The organism is Sporomusa sphaeroides DSM 2875 (assembly GCF_001941975.2).
Classification (GTDB): domain Bacteria; phylum Bacillota; class Negativicutes; order Sporomusales; family Sporomusaceae; genus Sporomusa; species Sporomusa sphaeroides.
Map to the genome: position 1 here is coordinate 362174 of NZ_CP146991.1, position 20907 is coordinate 383080.

15 protein-coding genes are annotated in these 20907 nt (G+C 47.5%); 11 read left to right on the plus strand and 4 right to left on the minus strand.

Annotation, left to right across the window (positions count from 1 at the left end; genetic code table 11):
• Positions 1-452: 452 nt before the first annotated feature.
• The 7 genes from ltrA (at position 453) to SPSPH_RS01595 (ending at position 11593) form a co-directional block, all read left to right on the plus strand.
• Entirely contained in the window at positions 453-1841 is a 1389-nt protein-coding gene (gene ltrA, locus SPSPH_RS01565; protein WP_075752891.1) for a group II intron reverse transcriptase/maturase, read from the plus strand.
• A 106-nt stretch (positions 1842-1947) separates the two neighbouring features.
• The gene (locus tag SPSPH_RS01570; RefSeq protein ID WP_109298162.1) at positions 1948-3336 is read left to right on the plus strand and encodes an amino acid permease; all 1389 of its coding nucleotides are present in this window, start codon (positions 1948-1950) and stop codon (positions 3334-3336) included.
• 285 nt (positions 3337-3621) lie between these two features.
• Positions 3622-5151 (plus strand): histidine ammonia-lyase, encoded by a 1530-nt coding sequence (gene hutH, locus SPSPH_RS01575; protein ID WP_075752573.1) that lies wholly within the window; start codon positions 3622-3624, stop codon positions 5149-5151.
• Positions 5152-5286: 135 nt separating this feature from the next.
• Positions 5287-7317: a urocanate hydratase gene (locus tag SPSPH_RS01580; RefSeq protein ID WP_083945351.1), complete on the plus strand. Its 2031-nt coding sequence runs from the start codon at positions 5287-5289 to the stop codon at positions 7315-7317.
• A gap of 202 nt (positions 7318-7519) precedes the next feature.
• Complete coding sequence (hutI, locus tag SPSPH_RS01585) at positions 7520-8800, plus strand: imidazolonepropionase (protein WP_075752575.1); 1281 nt, start codon at positions 7520-7522, stop codon at positions 8798-8800.
• Between the two features lie 488 nt (positions 8801-9288).
• On the plus strand, positions 9289-10620 hold the full coding sequence (locus tag SPSPH_RS01590; RefSeq protein WP_075752577.1) for a YjiH family protein: 1332 nt from the start codon (positions 9289-9291) through the stop codon (positions 10618-10620).
• A 154-nt stretch (positions 10621-10774) separates the two neighbouring features.
• On the plus strand, positions 10775-11593 hold the full coding sequence (locus SPSPH_RS01595) for a methyl-accepting chemotaxis protein (RefSeq protein ID WP_188398466.1): 819 nt from the start codon (positions 10775-10777) through the stop codon (positions 11591-11593).
• Between the two features lie 233 nt (positions 11594-11826).
• Here SPSPH_RS01595 and SPSPH_RS01600 read toward each other — a convergent pair whose 3' ends face one another.
• The 4 genes from SPSPH_RS01600 to SPSPH_RS01615 all read right to left on the minus strand — a co-directional run bounded on the left by SPSPH_RS01600 (position 11827) and on the right by SPSPH_RS01615 (position 15618).
• Entirely contained in the window at positions 11827-12453 is a 627-nt protein-coding gene (locus SPSPH_RS01600) for a cyclodeaminase/cyclohydrolase family protein (RefSeq protein ID WP_075752579.1), read from the minus strand.
• Positions 12454-12468: 15 nt separating this feature from the next.
• Positions 12469-13359: a glutamate formimidoyltransferase gene (gene ftcD, locus SPSPH_RS01605; RefSeq protein ID WP_075752581.1), complete on the minus strand. Its 891-nt coding sequence runs from the start codon at positions 13357-13359 to the stop codon at positions 12469-12471.
• A gap of 117 nt (positions 13360-13476) precedes the next feature.
• Entirely contained in the window at positions 13477-14487 is a 1011-nt protein-coding gene (gene hutG, locus SPSPH_RS01610) for a formimidoylglutamase (RefSeq protein WP_075752583.1), read from the minus strand.
• Positions 14488-14676: 189 nt separating this feature from the next.
• Complete coding sequence (locus tag SPSPH_RS01615) at positions 14677-15618, minus strand: hypothetical protein (RefSeq protein WP_075752585.1); 942 nt, start codon at positions 15616-15618, stop codon at positions 14677-14679.
• A 244-nt stretch (positions 15619-15862) separates the two neighbouring features.
• On the opposite strand from SPSPH_RS01615, the gene SPSPH_RS01620 reads away from it, so the two are divergent.
• The 4 genes from SPSPH_RS01620 to spoVT all read left to right on the plus strand — a co-directional run bounded on the left by SPSPH_RS01620 (position 15863) and on the right by spoVT (position 20840).
• Positions 15863-16279, plus strand: coding sequence for a hypothetical protein (locus tag SPSPH_RS01620; RefSeq protein ID WP_075752588.1), 417 nt, complete (start codon positions 15863-15865; stop codon positions 16277-16279).
• Positions 16276-16524: an anti-sigma-F factor Fin gene (locus SPSPH_RS01625; protein ID WP_075752590.1), complete on the plus strand. Its 249-nt coding sequence runs from the start codon at positions 16276-16278 to the stop codon at positions 16522-16524. The genes SPSPH_RS01620 and SPSPH_RS01625 overlap by 4 nt, the downstream gene beginning before the upstream one ends.
• Positions 16525-16798: 274 nt before the next feature.
• Positions 16799-20098 carry a transcription-repair coupling factor gene (gene mfd / locus SPSPH_RS01630; protein WP_075752592.1) on the plus strand — a complete coding sequence of 1100 codons (3300 nt, stop codon included), beginning with the start codon at positions 16799-16801 and terminating at the stop codon, positions 20096-20098.
• Between the two features lie 175 nt (positions 20099-20273).
• The gene (spoVT, locus tag SPSPH_RS01635; protein ID WP_075752594.1) at positions 20274-20840 is read left to right on the plus strand and encodes a stage V sporulation protein T; all 567 of its coding nucleotides are present in this window, start codon (positions 20274-20276) and stop codon (positions 20838-20840) included.
• Positions 20841-20907: the final 67 nt, after the last annotated feature.

A 20907-nucleotide genomic window follows, 5' to 3' on the forward strand; every position in this document is an offset into this window, starting at 1 on the left:
GAGTTTTGCCTCCTTTTTAGTTTGCCTCGAATGGGTGATAACTTGGTGGTGAAAGTCCACTACAGGCTTGGCAGTAGGAACTGTTAGCAGAGGGCAAGGGTGTCCGCCGTGAGGCGGAATCTGAAGTAAGCCTAATGCAAACCCTTGGTCTGACGAATAGAAACTACATATAAGGCATATGCAGGGAGGACGAGTTTGCTAACTAAAACAAAGTCCAATACTGCCCGAACCCTGTGGTGTAAATGTAGCAGATATATGAGGGGAAGGTTATCGCTCTTAACGGGGGAGGTCTCGCAAGGCTCCGAAAGACATAGGCAACCCCATGACACCCGGAGAACCCATGCAGTGATGTATGGCTAAATTGCAAGAAGTCAGCAGAGGTCATAGTACCGGATTTTTTTTCCGGGAAGGACCGAACAATAGTAGTCTTTGAACGAGAGGACGGTGAAGCAATGCAAAGAGAGCAGAAAACGACGAAAGTCGGCTACCGGTGTGAGGGTATGTTGGAAACAGAGAGTAATAGCGGAGCGCGGAGCATTGTTACGCCTGAAACCGCAGAGAAAGACGGTGCAAGTCGTTTGCTCGAAGCCATATTACACAGGGACAACCTCAATGCAGCCTACCTACGAGTAAAGCGAAACGGCGGCGCTCCGGGAGTTGACGGAATGGCAGTAGAAGAAATGCTGCCCTATCTAAAGGACCATAAAGAGGAACTGTTGGCAAGTATTCGTGCCGGATGGTACAACCCCAAACCGGTCAGACGAGTAGAAATACCAAAGCCAGACGGGGGAAAGAGAAACCTTGGAGTACCAACGGTCATAGACCGTATGGTACAACAAGCCGTAGTACAGGTAATGCAACCCATGTTTGAGCCCCATTTCTCCGAAAACAGCTACGGTTTCCGACCGGGGCGCAGCGCCCATCAAGCCATGAAGAAGGCCGAAGAATATTATAAGCAGGGTTATATCAGAGTCGTAGACATAGACCTCGCTAAATATTTTGATACAGTCAATCATGACATTCTCATAGATAGGATAAGAGAAGTAATTAAGGATGAGCACGTCATCAAGCTGATACGTAAGTTCTTAAAGAGCGGCGTTATGGCAAACGGCTTAGTCAGTCCGACAACGGAGGGAACGCCACAAGGAGGCAACCTTTCACCACTTCTCAGCAACATATACCTTACGGCTTTCGACCGAATGCTGGAAAGCAGAGGTCATAAGTTTGTAAGGTATGCGGACGACTGCAATATTTACGTCAAAAGTCAAAGAGCGGCCGAGCGGGTAATGACCAGCAGCACGAAATATCTTGAGAACAAATTAAAACTTAAGGTAAACCAGGAAAAGAGCAAGGCGGGGAGCCCATTAAAACTTAAATTCCTAGGTTTTTCCCTATTTAAGACAGGGAAAAGAATGGGTATACGGCCACATGCCAAGTCGATGGAGAAATTCAAGAACAAAATCAGGCAATTAACAAGCAGAAAGCAAGCCAAGCCTATCCCGGCAATTCTAAACAATATCAGGAAATATACAACCGGATGGTTAGGCTATTATGCAATAGCTGAAATGAGTTCCAAGATAAAATCTCTTAACGAATGGATACGCCGAAGAATAAGGCAAATCTTTTGGAAACAGTGGAAGAAACCCTCCGCAAAATTTAAGAACCTCATGCTCCACGGTATACCAAAGCAGAAGGCTAGAGAATGGTCTTATTCCCGACTAGGATATTGGCGTATTGCAGGTAGCTGGATTTTATGCAGGTCATTAACGAACGAATACCTCGCATCCATCGGCTATGATGATATAGCCAAAAGATACGAGGTATTGCACTTAAGCTATTGAACCGCCGTATACGGATCCGTACGTACGGTGGTGTGAGAAGTCGGCTACTCAACTAATGCGTAGCCTCTTACTCGATTATTATTAAAAAGAAAGAGGGGAAAACGAAGTGTCCGAACATTCTCAAGCTGAAGGATTGCACAGAGGGCTAAAAAACCGGCATATTCAATTGATTGCCTTGGGAGGGGCAATTGGTACAGGGCTGTTTTACGGATCAACCAAAGCTATTCAAATAGCTGGCCCGTCTGTTATGCTTTCTTACTTGATTGGCGGTATCATCATTTTTTGGATTATGCGTCACATGGGTGAAATGCTTGTTGACGAACCTGTATCAGGTTCCTTCAGTCATTTTGCCTATAAGTACTGGGGGGATTTTCCCGGTTTTCTGTCAGGCTGGAATTATTGGATGGCCTATGTGCTTGTCAATATGGCAGAACTGACGGTAGTAGGGAAATATATTCAGTTTTGGTGGCCGGATATTCCGGTGTGGGTCACGGCCCTGGTATGCTGGGCTTTTCTTACTGTGGTTAATTTAATCAATGTTAAGCTATACGGAGAATTTGAATTCTGGTTTGCCATTATCAAAGTAGTAGCCATTATCGGTATGATTGTTTTTGGTACACTGATTCTCTTAAAAGGGGATGCAGGAAGCGCAAGCGGTGTGGGTAATCTGTGGAATCATGGCGGCTTTTTCGCCAATGGTCTGGAAGGCTTCCTTTGTTCTTTGGCTATTGTCATGTTTGCCTACGGCGGGACTGAAATGGTAGGGGTCGCAGCCGGGGAAGCCGATAATCCCAAAAAGACTATTCCTAAGGCCATTAACCAAGTTATGTGGCGGATATTGATTTTCTATGTTGGCGCTTTGCTGGTTATTTTGATGATCTATCCGTGGAATCAATTAGGGGTAGGCGGAGCCGAAGGCAGTCCCTTTGTCCAGATTTTCTCGAAAATAGGCATTTCCTCGGCAGCTGCCTTGTTGAATGTCGTTGTAATTACGGCGGCTCTTTCAGCTTATAATAGCGGTCTTTACACTAATGGACGCATGCTTTATAATCTGGCGCACCAAGGCAATGCTCCGGCCATTTTTAAAAAATTGAATAAGGCGCAAATACCGGTAGCGGGAGTGTTATTTTCGTCTTTCCTGATGGGCTTGGTGGTATTTTTAAACTATCTTATCGAAAGTCAGGTTTTCGTTTATCTGATGGCATTGGTTGTTTCTGCTGATATTATTAGCTGGGTAATGATTAGTATCAGTCATATGAAATTCCGCAAGGCCAAGTTAGCCCAAGGGGCAAAGATCGACTTTCCGGCAGTATGGTATCCTGTCACCAACTATATTTGCATGGGCTTTTTGGCCATGGTATTTGCCCTGATGGGGTATATGGGCGGCGACTGGCGCATTTCCTTGTACCTGACCCCTATTTGGCTTATTGTCTTGTATCTTGGCTATAAATGCAAACCACAAGCCAGCGAGGGTTCCAAAGCAATAATGAAATGATGAGAACTAAGGGGTAGGCTCGGAAATGAGTTTACCCTCCCTTGTCGAAAAGATATTAGACTTGACTTTAGCAGTCTTGTCAACTATTATAAAAATGAGGTGCCTTCCTAAGATGCGAGAGATGAGAGTTGGCTAGGCGGAATGGTTTAATTGAAGTAGTTTTACCGGTTTTTGTGAGATGCGAATGTTACTGAATAGCGTGCCCACAGTTATGAGATATTAGGGGGTAAACTCATTGATGAGTTTTACCCTCTTTTTTATTTTCAAAAAAATGGAGGTATAGTCATGATATTATTAGACGGATATGCGTTAACTCTATCAGATGTTGTAAAAGTAGCCAGAGAGTATGAGGAAGCAGGTTTAAGCGAGCAGGGCCGTAAACAAATTGAGGACAGTCGTGCCATTGTGGATAGAATCCTGGAAGCTGAGACTCCGGTATATGGTATTTCCACCGGTTTCGGCAATTTTAGCCAAATCTTTATTTCTAAGGAAAAAAGAGAAAAACTGCAAAAAAACCTGATTCTTAGTCATGCCACCGGCGTGGGCGAGCATTTGCCGGAAGATGTTGTGCGGGCTGTTATGCTGCTCCGGGCCAACTCATTGGCCAAAGGCTATTCGGGGATTAGGCTTTCTACGGTACAGCGGCTTTTAGAACTGCTGAACAAGCGCATAACCCCGGCCATTCCGTCAAAAGGCTCGGTGGGAGCCAGCGGTGATTTGGCGCCACTGTCCCATATGGTGTTAGTCATGCTGGGAGAAGGCGAGGCTTATGTTAATGGCAAGTTAATGAGTGGGGCAGAAGCACTGGCAGTGAGCGGCCTGGAACCGATAGCCCTGGGCGGTAAGGAAGGACTGGCCTTGATTAATGGTACGCAAATAATGACTGCTGTCGGCTCAATGGTATGGCAGGATGCTGTGAACCTGATGAAGGCCGCCGATGTTGCAGCCGCTCTGTGCACCGAAGCCCTGAAGGGCACCCGCACTGCCTTTGATCCGCGAATTAGTCAGGTTAGAGCGCATATCGGACAGGTGGCTACCACGGAGAATATGCTGCGGTTGACTGAACACAGTCCGATTATTGAGTCGCATATCGATTGTGCCAAAGTACAGGATGCGTACTCTTTGCGTTGTGTTCCGCAGGTACATGGTGCTTCCAAAGATGCTTTGCGGCGGGCGGAAGAAACCCTTACTATCGAGATCAATGCGGCTACCGATAATCCGTTAATTATGCCAGATACCGGTGAAGCCATTTCCGGCGGCAATTTTCATGGACAGCCCATTGCCCTGGTAATGGATTATCTGAAATTGGCCTTGGCCGAACTTGGCAATATTTCGGAAAGGCGTACCAACCGTTTGCTGGATTCCCATTTGAGCGGACTGCCGTCATTTTTGACTGCTTATCCGGGAGAAGATTCAGGGCTGATGATTACCCAGTATACGGCAGCCTCGTTAGTGTCGGAGAACAAAGTACTGGTGCATCCGGCAAGTGCTGACTCCATTCCTACCTCAGCTAACCAGGAGGATCATGTCAGCATGGGAACAATTGCGGCCCGTCAGGCACGGGAAATTTTGGAGAATGTCCGCCATATTCTGGCGATTGAGTGTCTGGCGGCTGCCCAGGGCATTGACTTTTTAGCCCCGCTGACCCCAGGCGTTGGTACCGGCGCGGCACATAAGGCCATTCGCCAGGCTGTGCCGCATTTGGACGAAGACCGGATACCGGCACCTGATATCCAAAGTATATATCGGCTAATCGCTGACGGCTCCCTGATTAAAGTGGTAGAGGCGGCTATTGGTCCGATGAAAATCTATTAAGCCAGTTACAGGCAGTGCGGTACTGGAAACAGGAAATAGCAAGTTTGGGGATTACCCCAATTTGACGTTTGATAGACGGAAACTGTGATAGATTGGAACTAAGCAACCTGAAATAGTCATAGGGGAGGATAAAACATGGTGATAAACAATACTGGGATTGGCAATGCAATGACAATCAAGCTTGACAATACTCTGCCGGAAATGCCTGTATTTGAAGAGGGAATCAGACGCGCTCCTAATCGCGGCTTCCGGCTGACGCCTGATCAGACTAAAGTAGCCTTAAAGAACGCGCTGCGGTATGTGCCTGCCGAACTGCATAGAGTACTGGCGCCGGAGTTTCTGGAGGAATTACGCACTTTCGGGCGAATTTATGCCTATCGTTATATGCCGAAAGAAAAGTTGTCCGGAAAGCCTATTGACGAATACAAGGGCAACTGTGTGGAAGGCAAGGCTTTCCAGGTAATGATTGATAACAACTTAGACCCTGCTGTGGCACTTTATCCCTATGAACTGGTTACCTATGGCGAAACCGGCAGCGTTTGTCAGAATTGGCTGCAGTATCAGCTTATCAAAAAATACCTGGAAGTCATGACCGATCAGCAGACCCTGGTCCTCGAATCCGGTCATCCGCTGGGCCTGTTTCCGTCTAAGCCTGAAGCACCCCGGGTAATCATTACCAACGCGCTGATGATCGGCATGTTTGACAACCAGGAGGATTGGGAGATTGCCGAGCAGATGGGTGTGGCCAACTACGGGCAGATGACTGCCGGGGGCTGGATGTATATTGGGCCGCAGGGCATTGTTCACGGTACCTTTAATACCCTGCTTACCGCAGGCAGAAAGCGGCTGGGTATTCCGGCAGAAGGCGATCTCGGAGGACATCTGTTTGTTTCTTCCGGTTTAGGCGGCATGAGCGGCGCTCAGCCTAAGGCTATTGAGATTGCCGGTGGTGTAGGCATTGTTGCGGAAGTAGATTATTCGCGCATTAAAACCCGTTATGATCAGGGGTGGGTCAGCAAGGTATCTGACAAGGTGGAAGAAGTATTTGCGCTGGCAGAAGAATATCAGCAAAAGAAAGAACCGGTTTCCATTGCTTACCACGGCAATATCGTAGATTTACTGGAATATGCTGTTGCCAACAACAAACACATTCCGCTTTTATCTGATCAGACCTCCTGCCATGTAGCCTATGATGGCGGGTATTGCCCCCAGGGCCTGACTTTTGATGAACGCACCGAACTCTTGGCGAGTGATCGGCAAAAATTCCGGGCTTTGGTTGACAAGAGCCTTAAGCGTCATTTTGAATTGATCAAGATACTTAGTGAACGCGGTACGTATTTCTTTGACTACGGCAATGCCTTCCTGAAAGCTATTTATGATGCCGGTGTCAAGGAAGTTGCCAAGAACGGGTATGACGAGCGTGACGGCTTTATTTTCCCGTCCTATGTAGAAGATATTATGGGGCCGGAACTGTTTGACTATGGCTATGGACCGTTCCGCTGGGTGTGCCTGAGCGGTGCTCCGGAAGATTTGCAGAAGACTGATAAAGCGGCCATGGAGTGTATTGATCCTAACCGCCGAGGTCAGGACCGCGACAATTATATCTGGATTCGCGATGCCGAACAAAACAAACTTGTGGTTGGTACGCAGGCGCGGATTCTGTATCAGGATGCTGAGGGCCGGCTTAAGATAGCCCTTAAGTTTAATGAGATGGTTCGTAACCAGGAAATTGGACCTGTTATGCTGGGGCGGGATCATCATGATGTCAGCGGTACAGACTCACCGTTTAGAGAGACTGCCAACATTAAAGACGGCAGTAACGTCATGGCCGACATGGCAGTGCAGTGCTTTGCCGGCAACGCTGCCCGGGGTATGAGCCTGGTAGCCTTGCACAATGGCGGCGGTGTGGGTATTGGTAAATCCATTAACGGCGGTTTTGGAATGGTGCTTGACGGCAGCCACCGGGTTGATGAGATACTCAAGCAAGCTATGCTGTGGGACGTTATTGGCGGTGTTGCCCGGCGGGCTTGGGCCAGAAATGAACACTCCATCGAAACCATTGTAGAGTTCAACCAGAATTATGCAGGTAAGGGACACGCAACCCTGCCCTATATTCCGGAAGAAGAGCTGGTCGAGGGATTGGTTGCTAAATTGTTCGCGAAATAAATGGAGACTTGATTCAGGTGGGGTTTTAATCCCATCTGAATCCTAGTCGGAATTATCCAGGGACTTACTCGCTCTTAATTCACGCTTATGGAAGCGGGAGTCTTAGAGCGAGTTAGTCATCGGATAAATGATAGGATTTAGGATTTAGAATTGGCTAAATCCTAAATCCTAAACCTATATCCGGGCTGAGAGGAGCAATAGCATGAGAGACTGTTTTATCCAAAAATCTGACAAGAAATTTTTATTGATTAAACATGCTGCCGAACTGGTAACTTGTGCCGGACCGGCCCCCAAAGCGGGGGCGGCCATGGCAGAAATGGGAATTATTACAGATGGAGCCTTGCTGGCACAAGACGGCAAAATTATCTGGGTAGGCAAGACCGATGAGTTGCCGGAAGTGGACCAGGCTCAGTGCGAGATAGTGGACGCTGCCGGCAGGTGTGTATTACCCGGATTTGTTGATTCCCATACGCACTTGGTATTTGGGGGCTATCGTGCTGACGAGTTTTTCTGGCGGCTGGGCGGTTTGCCGTACCTGGAGATTCTTGAGCGTGGCGGCGGTATTTTGAACACGGTTAAGGCTACCAGGCAAGCCACCAAGGAAGAACTGAAGGCTTTGGGCAGGCAGCGGCTGGATGCCATGCTGGCCATGGGTGTCACTACCGTTGAGGGCAAGAGCGGTTATGGTCTGGACTGCGAAACAGAACTGCGGCAACTGGCAGTCATGGATGAGCTGAACCGGGAACATCCGGTGGACGTTGTGCCGACTTTTATGGGGGCTCATGCGATACCGCCTGATTATAAAGGGCGAACCGATGAGTATGTGGATTTTATCATTGATGAGGTGCTGCCGGCTGTTGCCGAGCAGGGAGTAGCCGTTTTCTGTGATGTATTCTGTGAAAAAGGCATATTTTCGATAGAACAGTCGCGGCGTATTCTGACAGCCGCCAAAGCCCTGGGACTCAAGGCTAAATTGCATGCCGATGAGATTGTTTCTTTGGGTGGAGCTGAACTGGCAGCCGAGCTTGGGGCTTGTTCGGCCGACCATCTGCTGCAGGCTTCTGATGCCGGGATTAGCGCTTTGGGAACCAGTGGAACAGTGGCTACTATTTTGCCGATGACAGCATTTTGCCTTAGGGAACCGTATGCCCGGGCGCGGACAATGATTGACAGCGGTACCGCGGTGGCCTTGGCGACCGACTACAATCCGGGCAGCTGCTTCAGTCATTCTATTCCGCTGGTAGCCGCGCTTGCGGCAACTCAGCTTGGCATGACAGCGGCAGAGATAGTCAATGCACTGACAATCAATGGCGCTGCTGCCGTAGGCGCGGCCCACCGGGTAGGCAGTTTAGAGGTAGGCAAGGAGGCAGATCTGGTTCTCTTAGAGTATCCGTCACACCAGTTTTTAGTCTATCATGCCGGTATGAACATTGTGAGTAAAGTAATAAAGCACGGAAAAGTTGTATGGGATAAGACCTGTTAACCATCAGAATAATGGACTTGCTTTTAGCTGTGAATTTTTCGCGGAATGCAGAATCATTCACACTAAGGGCAAGTCCTCTTTTTTTCCAAAGCAAGTATATTTGAGGTTAGATACAAAAGTTTAGTGACCCTATTTCAAGAGAACGCAATTTATCAGGATCAGTCGTTTAAATAGTCAGCTGGCACCTAACCTTCAGATGGGGGTTAAAACCCTGTCTGAAGGTGTTGACGTTATATCGACGATTGTAGTTTATTATAAAAGTATATTCGTAATCTTCGTAATCTGGGGAATCATTTGGCGATACCAAAACGGCAACTTCAGAATCAAAGGATCCCAGTATTATTACTATTCCACTACGATAAAACCTTAAGATTAAGGTCTTATCAAATGTATTCTATTCGAAAGGAGAGGCTTCCGTAGGGAAGAGAGAGGGCAAGCTGCCCAAGGCCAGCGAATTAATACGGCATTAGTCGGGAGGGAAGGTAAGAATGAATACTATGGAAAAAGCAGTAAATGCAAATCTTAAAGCCAATAATACAGCTAATATGTTGAAGTTTTTAGTTTATAGTGCAGTTGGAATATTCATGTTTTTTATAACCATAACTATAAACGGCAAGGAAACTATCCCAATAGACCATCTGGTTAATGCAATAAAAGGCTTATCGCCGGAAGGTGTTAGAATTTATGGCCTGGTAATTATTGTTTTAGGCGGATTATATCCTTTTTATACAAAAACATGGAATAAAACTAAGGTAGCAATAGTATTTTCCGTGCTTAAGCTATTAGGTATCATAATTGGATTTATGGCCTTTTTCAAGATTGGACCAGCTTGGTTGTTTGAGAAGGATATGATTCCATTTTTATTCAATGCATTGGTTCTTTCAGTGGGAGTAATTGTGCCTTTAGGTTCGGTCTTTTTGGCATTTTTAGTTGGCTATGGTCTAATGGAATTTATTGGTGCCTTGGTAAAGCCAATTATGAAACCTATCTGGAAAACACCGGGGCGTTCGGCTGTTGATGCTGTTGCTTCTTTTGTAGGCAGTTATTCACTTGCTCTGTTAATTACCAATAGGGTATATAAAGAAGGAAAATACACAACTAAAGAAGCGGCGATCATTGCTACAGGGTTTTCCACCGTATCGGCAACCTTTATGATTATCGTTGCAAAAACCTTAGGCATCATGCATTTGTGGAATGAGTATTTTTGGATAACACTGGTAATTACTTTTATCGTCACTGCCATTACTGCCAGAATAAGACCGTTGAGCACGAAACCTGATGAGTACTATAATAATCAAGAAGGATCTCCGGAGAACTACAACGAGGGAAATCTATTAAAAAGTGCGTGGGCAGCCGGCATGGAAGGTGCTGAAATTTCTGTCCCAATAGGAAAAAACATTATTGATAATTTAAAAGACGGTTTGGTTATGGCGATGGGAATACTGCCGTCAATTATGTCTGTGGGATTAATTGGCTTGATTTTGGCAAAATACACACCTGTATTTGACATAGTGGGGTATGTTTTTTATCCGGTGACGTTATTGCTCCAACTGCCAGAGCCGTTTTTGGCTGCAAAAGCATGTGCAGTCGGCATAGCAGAGATGTTTTTACCGGCATTATTGGTTGCTGGTGCTCCTTTGGTAACCAAATTCGTAATAGCTGTAGTATCAATTTCTGCGATATTGTTTTTCTCGGCGTCAATACCGTGCATATTGTCAACTGAAATACCACTCAGTATACCTGAGATAGTTTTAATATGGTTTCAGAGAACAATACTTACACTAATTATAACAACACCTATTGCATATTGGCTGTTCTGAATACCAAGGTAGCATTTAAGGGATAAAGCCTATCAAAATTAGGTATAAGGGACTTGCTCACGCTAAGGGTAAGTCCCTTTTGCCTGCGAACGTTGCCGTAATCAATATGTATGGGGGAGAAGAAATCCCAAATCAATTGACAGGAGGAAGCCGTATGAACCAACTGGAAGCAGCAATTAATTCGGCCGGTCTTTATCAGAAATTAAACACATATGATTGCAGTATTATGATTGCCGACGCAGAGGGGAATGTTGTCCACTTTCTCAATGCGGAGAGTTTTAAACTAAACAATCCTGTCGGTGGCAAGGTGCCAAGTGGTGGCGCTGTTGACGAATGTTTAAGAACTAAACGCAGTGTACATAAGATGCTTCCGTATGAAGTATACGGATTTCATGCCAAGGCGACATGTATGCCGATATTTGAAGCAGGAGAACTGGTTGGAGCCATATCCTGCGCTGTCAGTATGGAAACCCAGCATGCTCTTAATGAGACAGCTCAAACAATAGCATCCACAACCGAGCAATTGTCAGCTACCTCGGGAGAATTGGCCGGGACGGCAACCCGTCTGGCAAGTAACTTGGGGGACATACGCAGCAGTGGGGAACGGGTTCTTGGCGACATACAAAAAACCGACGGTATCTTGCGTTTTGTCAGTGATGTTGCTGCAAACTCAAATTTGCTTGGCCTTAATGCCGCCATCGAAGCAGCACGGGCCGGGGAACATGGCAGAGGCTTTGCGGTGGTGGCCGAGGAAATCCGCAAAATGGCTGTAAATAGTGCTGAGGCAGTAAAAAATATAAAAGGCATACTGCAGAATATACAAAAAGAAACCGACTCATTGGTTAGTACGGTTATTAGTACGGCCGAGGTGGGAGAACGCCAGGCTGCCGCGACTGAGGAAATATCGGCTTCCCTGCAGCAGTTGGTTGCCACAGCCGGTGAGGTTGAGCGAGTCGCAAAATTGCAGAGATAAATGGAGACTTGATTCAGGTGGGGGTTTTAATCCCATTTGAATCCTAGTCGGAATTATCCAGGGGCTTACTCGCTCGCCTGTGCCCGTAGGGGTATAACTCACGCTTATGGAAGCGGGAGTCTTAGAGCGAGTAGTCATCGGATAAAAACGGTGGGAGTAATATAAAAGCGTTCAGACTAAATAGTCTGAACGCTTTTATATTATATATGGGCAAAGTCTGCAGCACCCGGCTATCAGCCGATAACCTGGCTGGCGGTAGCCAGAAGCTCTTGATGCAGCACTTTATCTTCTTCTATTATTGCTGAAACTTTAGTTTGGGTATTTGCCACAAACTTTTCATCTTTAATGCTGCCTAAATTAATTTTTACGTTATATAGTGCGCCATGGAGACCGGCATGGGCCATTAGTCCGGCAACTGCGGCGTCACTGGCAGCATTGGCGTTGCCTATTTTAAGAACACGTCCGGACATTTCCAGTACCCTTAAACAGCACTCAGCCACACCCAGCGGCAAATCAGCGGCATGCTGCATGGCTTTTTGAATGGCCTCACTTCTGGCGGTCTTCTCGGCATCGGTTGCTTTCGGCAGTTTGTAGGCGGCCATTACCTGATTAAAGGCTTCGGTATCAGCATCAACACAGTTGGTCAGCTTGGCAGACAGCCTGTCTGCTTCTGCAAGGATCGCCTGGATTTCACTTTGAACTTCCGCATATTTGCTATTGTCAACTGTCAAGCGGCATACCATGGCTGTTAAGGCTCCGCCGAGTGCACCGGCTAAGGCCGAGATACTGCCGCCCCCCGGTGCCGGTGAATTGGAACCCAGTTCTTCCAGAAAATCTGTGATTTTCATTTGAATGAGCATGTTTTCGACCCCTTTTTAAATATTCTCTTCAAGCACCTGCTTGCGCTCAAAGCCTTCGAACCGCAGGTAGAAATCGGCTGTGTCAATCAGTGCCTGGAGCGGTATCATACCGACAACCTCGCTGCCGATGACACTGACACCATACCGGGCAGCTTCTGATTTGACGGTTTCGAATACCCGGTGCAGCGGTGTCCCTGTATAGTCTACCATATTAATGGTAACTTGTGCCATGTTTCTGTCTTCAATCATTACTCCCATAGCCCGGCAATATTTGTAGCCGCCTTTAGCTTCACGGATGCTGCCCGCAATTTTTTTGGCAATGTTGACATCACTTGTGCTTAAGTTGATGTTATAGGCAATTAAAAACTGCCGTGCGCCGACCACGGTAGCGCCTGCGGTTGGATGCATCCGGGCAGGGCCATAGTCTGGCTGGCGTTCCGGTGAGGTGATAGCTGTCTTCAGGCCTTCGTATTCGCCTTTGCGGACATCAGGCAATTTAACCCGGGCCGGCAGTTTGGCAGCCGCTTCATACAGATATACCGGAATGTCAAGTTTCTCGGCAATTTCCCGGCCTAATTCATTGGCGAGCTCAACACATTCTTCCATGGTAACTTCACTTACCGGAATAAAGGGAATAACATCGGTAGCGCCTACGCGGGGATGTTCTCCCTGATGCTGCTCCATATCAATAAGCTCAGCCGCTTTGGCACAGGCCTTGAAAGCAGCAAGCTTGGCTGCCTGCGGTTCGCCGACAAAAGTAACTACCGTGCGGTTATGGCTGGCGTCTGAGTTAACGTTTAAGAGCGAAACCCCCGCAACTTTCTTTACTTCCTCAACAATAGCTGCTATTACCTCAGGACGGCGCCCTTCACTAAAATTAGGTACACATTCAACAAGTTTGCTCATTTTGCTATTCTCCTTATAATAAATTTTTCTATTTGCTATATATTTGCCACCACTATGCATAATAAACCAGCAGGCGTCAAGAGAACGTCAAATTTTCTCCAGACAAGGAGCTATCACTCATCGGGCCAGCCCCTTTAACCGGCAGATGGTGTCAATCACCGAGAAAACAAGGATTTTTGCCAGGCTGGCTGTTGTATGATCTCGGTCAAAACGGGGTGAAACCTCGGCAATATCAAAACCTACTACTTTATTTGTACGGATAATGTGCTTGATATAACGTAACACATCCTCCGGATGCAATCCTAAAGGCTGGGCGGCGCTGACGCCGGGGGCAAAAGCCGAAGAAAAGACATCAGCACATATGGTTAGATAAATATTTTCATTTGCCTGGGTAAAGTCATCTAATTTATCTAATACATGTTCATCTTTGCGGGAATTAATGTCGCCGGCAAGCACATGGGTAACCCCTAGGCGTTCGGCTGTTTTAAAAAGCTCCAGGGTATTACTGGTGCGTTGAATGCCCATGCATAAATAATTGAATTTTTGTCCCTGGCTTAAGGCCTCCTCGGCAATTTGCCTGAACATAGTGCCGGAACTGCCTTTCTGGTGTACGGGACGAAGGTCAAAGTGGGCGTCAAAGTTTATTATACTCACATGGGGCTTGTCGTGGGATTGATTTAAAAATTTCACATGCCCATTGTAGTGTCCTAAAGCCACTTCATGTCCGCCGCCAAGAACAATAGGGAACAGACCAGCGCTGCGGATGCGACAAACGGCATTGGCAAGTGCAGCCTGACTGGCAGTCAAATTGCCATCCTCACACAGGATATCGCCGGCATCCACCAGCATAACCTCAGGGGAAAATGAGCATGGTAAATTGGCAAGTTCCCTGCGAATGCTTGCAGGCCCCATAGCAGCGCCTTCACGGCCTTTATTGCGTCTGATACCCTCATCGCAGCAGAACCCCACTAGCGCAAACCCCTGCTTATTGCATGCCAACAGGGTATCTTTTTCTAAATCCCAGCCGCGTATCCACTGATGCCATCTAAATGCATCATAGTTGTCAAAACTGTCGGTGCGGCCTTGCCATATATTCATATCGGTTGCCAGATATCTATCATCGAACATTATCATCAAACCTTTCAGTAATAATAGAACCCCGACAGGATTACAATATATTTTACCGTTGTCAGCGTCAATGAATCGCCAAAACAAAACTAAGAGGCAGAAGTTCTGCCTCTTAGAGTATCGCCACAAGTGGGCTTTTCGGCTATTGCGCCGGTTTGCCGTCTTTTGCTTTTTATGGCACCTGTCAGCTTATTGCTGAGGGCGTTTGGTTAGGTACTGGAGTGTGGCATCATGATACGGCCAGATCGCATCCTCCATTCCTTTGTCCGGTGCTGCGGTTAAGGTAAGCAGGCTGGAGGTTTCTGACTGTACAGCCACCCATTGTTTTTTTGCTTTAACAAAGGTTATTTCTGTTTTGCTGATGCTGCTGCCCAATTTGCCGGGCTCGACAGCAGTAATTCCGTTTACGGTTAAGCCGTCATTTTTCACAATAATGACAGCGTCTACCTTTTTCTGAATTTTTTTGACGATGTCATTAATGGCTTTATCGCGATCGGTAAAGGTAAGCCCGTCAACCTGATTGGCATAAGGGCTGATGGTTGAACCGCCGACAATGGCGATGCGGAGTTTCTCCTTTTTCTTGCCTTGGCTTACTTCAAACTCTTTGATGGTATAAGGCGTAATTGCCGCTAAGGTCTTGTCTTTATCCGAAATCTGGGCGTTGGCTGATAACATCGGGAATCTTGCTATTGCCAGTGATTTGGACAGGTAAGCCGGGCCGTAGGCCAATTCGCCTTCGCCAAGCGTTACGGCATCATAGCCGAGATAGTTGTACATGGCAGCCATTGGGGGCGGCAGGGGCAGCGGATCGCTTGCAAAATAGCTGGTTAAGGAGGAGCCGGACAGCATGTTGCCTCCGTCCACTAACAGCACGTTCGGATTACTCTGGCGTTCTTTTTTCACCAGGCTGGAAATCCGTACAAGCCCAAAATCGGTTTTCCGGGAAAGGTCATAATTCCAATTCATAAGATGGCCGTTAACTCCGGCTGTGGCCAGTACAGTGATTTTTACAGGCACAAGCGACGTGGGGGCCTTTTCTTTCGGTGCTGCCAGCGCCATGCCCGGCAAGCACCAGATGATAGCCAGCGCCAAGGCTGCCAGGCGTACTAGTTGGTTATAAAATTTTTGCAAAATTATCCCTCCAAAGCTATTTGTTCATTGATTTAAAAATAATTTCGCCGCATATGCAGTTTTTTCCTGTTGCTATGGTGGCGGTAATGCAAAAAATACCGTCAAGGCATGCTGGAGTATACATGGCTGTTCTCTTGGGAAATAATAATTGTAGATTTTGTACTATCGTAACCCCAAGCTTGCAGTTAACATTATTGCGCTGGATTTATAGGGTACTCTTACCTGTCTATTGCGAGGACAACTCATGGTTTATATAATTGCTGCGCTGATGGCCAGTCTGAGCTTTTTACTTAACCGGATGTTCCTGCGGTATATCGGACCGGTCACCGTTATTAGCCTGGGACCGGTTGCGGAGGAAGCTGCCAAAACGCTGCTGGCCTATTATCTGGGGGCTGAGCTTATTGCTGTGCATGTGATATTTGGTGCTATTGAAGCAGTATATGACTGGTACCAGGAAGGCGGTGGACTGGCGGCACCGGCGCTGAGCCTTGCCGGCCACAGTTTGTTTGGAGTGGCTACTGCCGGTATTCTGGCCATGACAGGCACTGTCTGGCTGGGGCTGGCCGCAGGCATTGTACTGCATCTTGTCTACAATGTTGCTGTTATCCGGCTGTTGGCTGAACGTACCGGCAAAAATTCAAGAAAGAGGGATAACCCATGAAAATTTTTTATACTTGTGAATATTGTAATGAACCTATCGATACATTAGAAGTAGATCAAGTAGATGAAGCCAAGTTTGGGTTTGATTGCTTGACTGCCCAGGAACGCCAGGATATAATTAAGATTGATGCTGCGCAAAATGCTATGTATGTAAAATCGTTGTGTGATTCCTGTATTGCCGCCATGGGTTTGGAGGATACCATCGGACTGGGCATGACGACTGCTAATAAAAGCTATATTCATTAATGAATAAATAGCTTTTGCAAAAACATAAATATGTAAGGGCTTTAGCCTAGGCTAAAGCCCTTTTGAAATCCAATAAAAAAAATTATCCGATGACTAACCCGTCTAAGACTCCCGCCTCTGCAAGCGGGAGTTATACCCCTACGGGCACAGGCGAGCGGTTAAGTTCCTGGATAATTCCGACTAAGATTCAGATGGGTTAAAAACCTATCTGAATCAAGTCTCCATTTATGGGATAACTACCATCAATGAGGTTTTTAGTATGGGAGAGAAAACGATGCTGACGTTATTTGCATCTTTATATGAGGATAAGGCGCTAAGGCAGGCGCAGGCGGCATTTACGGCGGAAAATGCTCAGAGTCTGCTCTATGGCGTCACCGGTTCGCAAAAAAGTGTGCTGATAGCGGCCGCCTTTCAGGCTGCAGTCCGGCCGACCATTATTATAACCGCCGGTCATGAAGCCGCAGAAACCTTCCGAACCGATTTTGCCGCGCTGTTGCCTGAGGTGCCGGTAGTCGAGTTACCGGCCGCAGATATTGTAACCTTTGCGGCAGCTGCCAAAAGTGTTGAGTTGGCAGCCAAACGCATGGATGTTTTGAACCGTATGGTACGGGGAGAAAAAATCATTGTTCTGGCTATCGCCGAAGCCGCCATGCAAAAGGTTATACCCAAACAGGAGTTTTTGAACAGCCGTCTTACGATCAGCAGCGGCGACCTCATTAACCGGGAGGAACTGATTCATTCGCTGGTGGAGTTTGGCTATGAGCGGGTGGACCAGGTGGACGGTGCCGCACAGTTTAGCATACGCGGCGGGATTATTGATATTTTTGCTGTTAACCGGAGTCTGCCGCTCCGGCTTGAGTTATTTGGGGACGAAATAGATTCTCTGCGTGAATTTGAACCTGTCAGCCAGCGTTCGGTACAGGATCTGGAACTGGCCGACATCATGCCATTAACCGAACAGGAGCTAAGCGGCAAACCGGCGGTGTTTGTTTCTTATCTGCCGGCAGGCGCCACCATTGTAATGGACGAACCGGCGCGGCTTAGGGAGCAGATGGCCAAACTGGTTAAGGAAAACCCGGATATTAAACGCCGGGTAGTGGGCTGGACTGAACTCGCCGCTGCCTGCCAGGCCTATAATGCCGTATATTTGTCGCTGCTGCTGCAAAAAATCCCTAACACCCAGCCAACAGAGATTGTCAGCATAACAGCCAAAGGCATTGCCCCGTTTCATCGTCAGATTGATATGCTAATTGACGAAATCAAAGGCTGGCAGGAGAAGAAATACAGTATTGCTTTATTTATGCCCAGTCAGGATAAGGCAGCCAATATCCAGCAGAACCTGACCCAAGAGGGGATTACCACTATTATAGCGCCGCTGGGTCCCATGCCGCTGATTCCGGGCGCTGTTGTTGTATCAACAGGTACGCTGTCAGGCGGCTTTGAATTACCCCAGGCCAGGCTGGTCGTGCTGACCGAGCTTGATATTTTCGGACGGCAGAAGCGCAGACGCCGGCCCCGGGTGGGGAAAGACCAGCAGATTAATTATTTTCGCGATATTAACCTGGGCGACTATGTGGTGCATGTCAATCACGGTATTGGCAAATACGTCGGGGTTGAGACGCTCGAAGTGGGCGGCGTACATAAGGATTATCTCTACATTCGCTATGCCGGTGATGACAAACTGTATGTGCCGACAGACCAGGTGGGGCTGTTGCAGAAATACATTGGCGCCGAGGGTGAGGTGCCTCGTCTCAGCAAAATGGGCGGCAGCGACTGGCTAAAGGTCAAGACCAAGGCCAAAGCCGCCGTGGCCGATATGGCCAAAGAGCTGATCGAACTTTACGCTCAGCGTCAATTGCAGGTGGGGCATGCTTTTCAGCCGGATACTCCCTGGCAAGGGGAGTTTGAGGATACCTTCCCTTATGAGGAGACACCAGACCAACTGCAAGCCATTACTGAAGTCAAACACGATATGGAACAGCCGCGGCCGATGGAACGCCTGTTATGCGGCGATGTCGGCTTTGGCAAGACTGAGGTGGCCATACGCGCCGCCTTTAAGGCTGTTATGGGCGGAAAACAGGTAGCCGTCCTGGTGCCGACAACCGTGCTTGCCCAGCAGCATTATCAGACCTTCAGCGCCCGCTTTGCCGAGTTTGGCACAAGCGTTGATGTTGTCAGCCGTTTTCGCAGTGCCAGAGAACAAAAGGCCACCTTGCAAAAACTGGCTCTTGGCCAGGTGGATGTGCTTATCGGCACCCATCGTATTTTGCAGTCCGATGTGGTGTTTAAAGATTTAGGGCTCTTAATTGTGGATGAAGAACAACGGTTTGGTGTTGCCCAAAAGGAAAAGATGAAACGCTGGCGGGCCAATCTGGATGTGCTTACCTTAAGTGCCACGCCCATCCCGCGCACTCTCCATATGTCGCTGGTAGGTGCACGGGATATGAGCATTATTGAAACTCCGCCGGAAGAGCGTTTTCCGGTGCAAAGCTATGTTGTTGAATATAATGAGGAAATTATCCGTGAGGCTATCGTCCGGGAACTGAAGCGCGGCGGACAGGTATATTTTGTCTATAACCGGGTGCAGACTATTGATAAGGTACGCCAGCGGCTAAGCGAAATTCTGCCTGATGCCACAATTAAAACAGCGCACGGCCAAATGCCGGAGGAACTGTTAGAGCAGGTTATGCTTGACTTTTACGAAGGCCGGGACGATGTCCTGATTTGCACCAGTATTATTGAAAACGGTTTGGATGTACCGAATGCCAATACGATTATTATCTATGATGCCGATCATTTTGGCCTGTCCCAATTGTATCAAATGCGCGGGCGGGTTGGCCGTTCGCACCGGATGGCTTATGCCTACTTTACTTACCGGCGGGACAAAGTGCTCACAGAGGTTGCCGAAAAACGGCTGCAGGCCATCAAAGAGTTTGCCGAACTGGGTTCAGGTTTTAAAATTGCCATGCGAGATCTGGAGATTAGAGGCGCAGGCAATATTTTGGGTCGTGAACAGCACGGACATATTGTCAGCGTTGGTTTTGAAATGTATTGCCGTTTGCTGGATGAGGCGGTCGCAGAACTCAAAACCGGCAAGGTGTTTGTCCCGCCGCCGGAGCCAACCATTGAACTTAATATCGATGCCTATCTGACCGGCGATTATATCGGTGATGCCATGCATAAAATTGAAATATACCAGCGTATTGCCGCCGTGCGTCAGGAGTCTCATTTGACGGAACTGATTGATGAACTGATTGACCGCTTTGGCGAGCCGTCGCTGCCGGTAAGCAATTTACTTGCTGTCGCCAGGATTAAGAACCTGGCCCGGCGACTCGGGGTTCGCTCCATTGTTGAGCAAAATAACCGGGTGGAGATTACCTTTGGTGATAATCCACAGGTAGCTGATGGTGGTTTAGTGAGTGCCAAAAATCTTTTTCCCGGCAAACTGGCTTTCCTGCCCGGCCCGCCTGAAACCATGCGTCTGTCTACTTCCCGCCTTACCGTGGCTATCCCGGATGCGCTGATCAAATTATTTTCCACTTTGGCTGGCTTGGATTATGTAAAAAAATGTTAATTTATCTCTTGTAAGTGATCCAGAAAAATGAATAAAACCTATTGGCCGGATATATACTACTATCAATGAAGGATTAAGTATTTGCCAGTGAATGTGTTTGTTTGGCTTCGATTTGTCTGTTGCAATTGTTTCCGTATTACACTAGTTGACGTAAGCTGCAGAAAGGGGGATATTGGTGAAAGCAACCGGAATTGTACGCAGAATTGATGATTTAGGCCGGGTTGTAATACCAAAAGAAATCAGACGAACCTTAAGAATTCGCGAAGGGGATCCACTCGAGATATATGTTGATCGTGAGGGTGAGGTAATTCTAAAAAAATACTCTCCTGTCGGTGAACTGGGGGATTTTGCCAAAGAATATGCGGATTCACTATTTGAAGCCATTGGTCACATTGTACTCATTGCTGACCGCGATAACGTCGTAGCTGTTGCCGGGGCTTCCAAAAAGGAGTTTTTAAACAAACCCCTTGGGCCGGCTGTTGAGAAGGTAATGGAAGAGCGCAAAACCGTTCTTATTACCAATCCAGGCGAGTATAAGCATTGTAAAGGCTGCGCATCTCAATGTGAGGATGATCAACCCTGCAAATTCACAGTAGAGGTCATTGCCCCTATTATTGTTGAAGGTGATGCCATCGGTGCTGTTCTAATCTGTTCCAAAGAGCCTGGCGCACAAATGGCGGATATGGAGGTTAAATTAGCCGAAACAGCCGCAGGATTCCTGGCAAAACAAATGGCTCAATAATATTACACACCATTACATGGCGTAAGTAGCGGACAATAACAATTCTGTTAAGTTCGCTACTTTTATA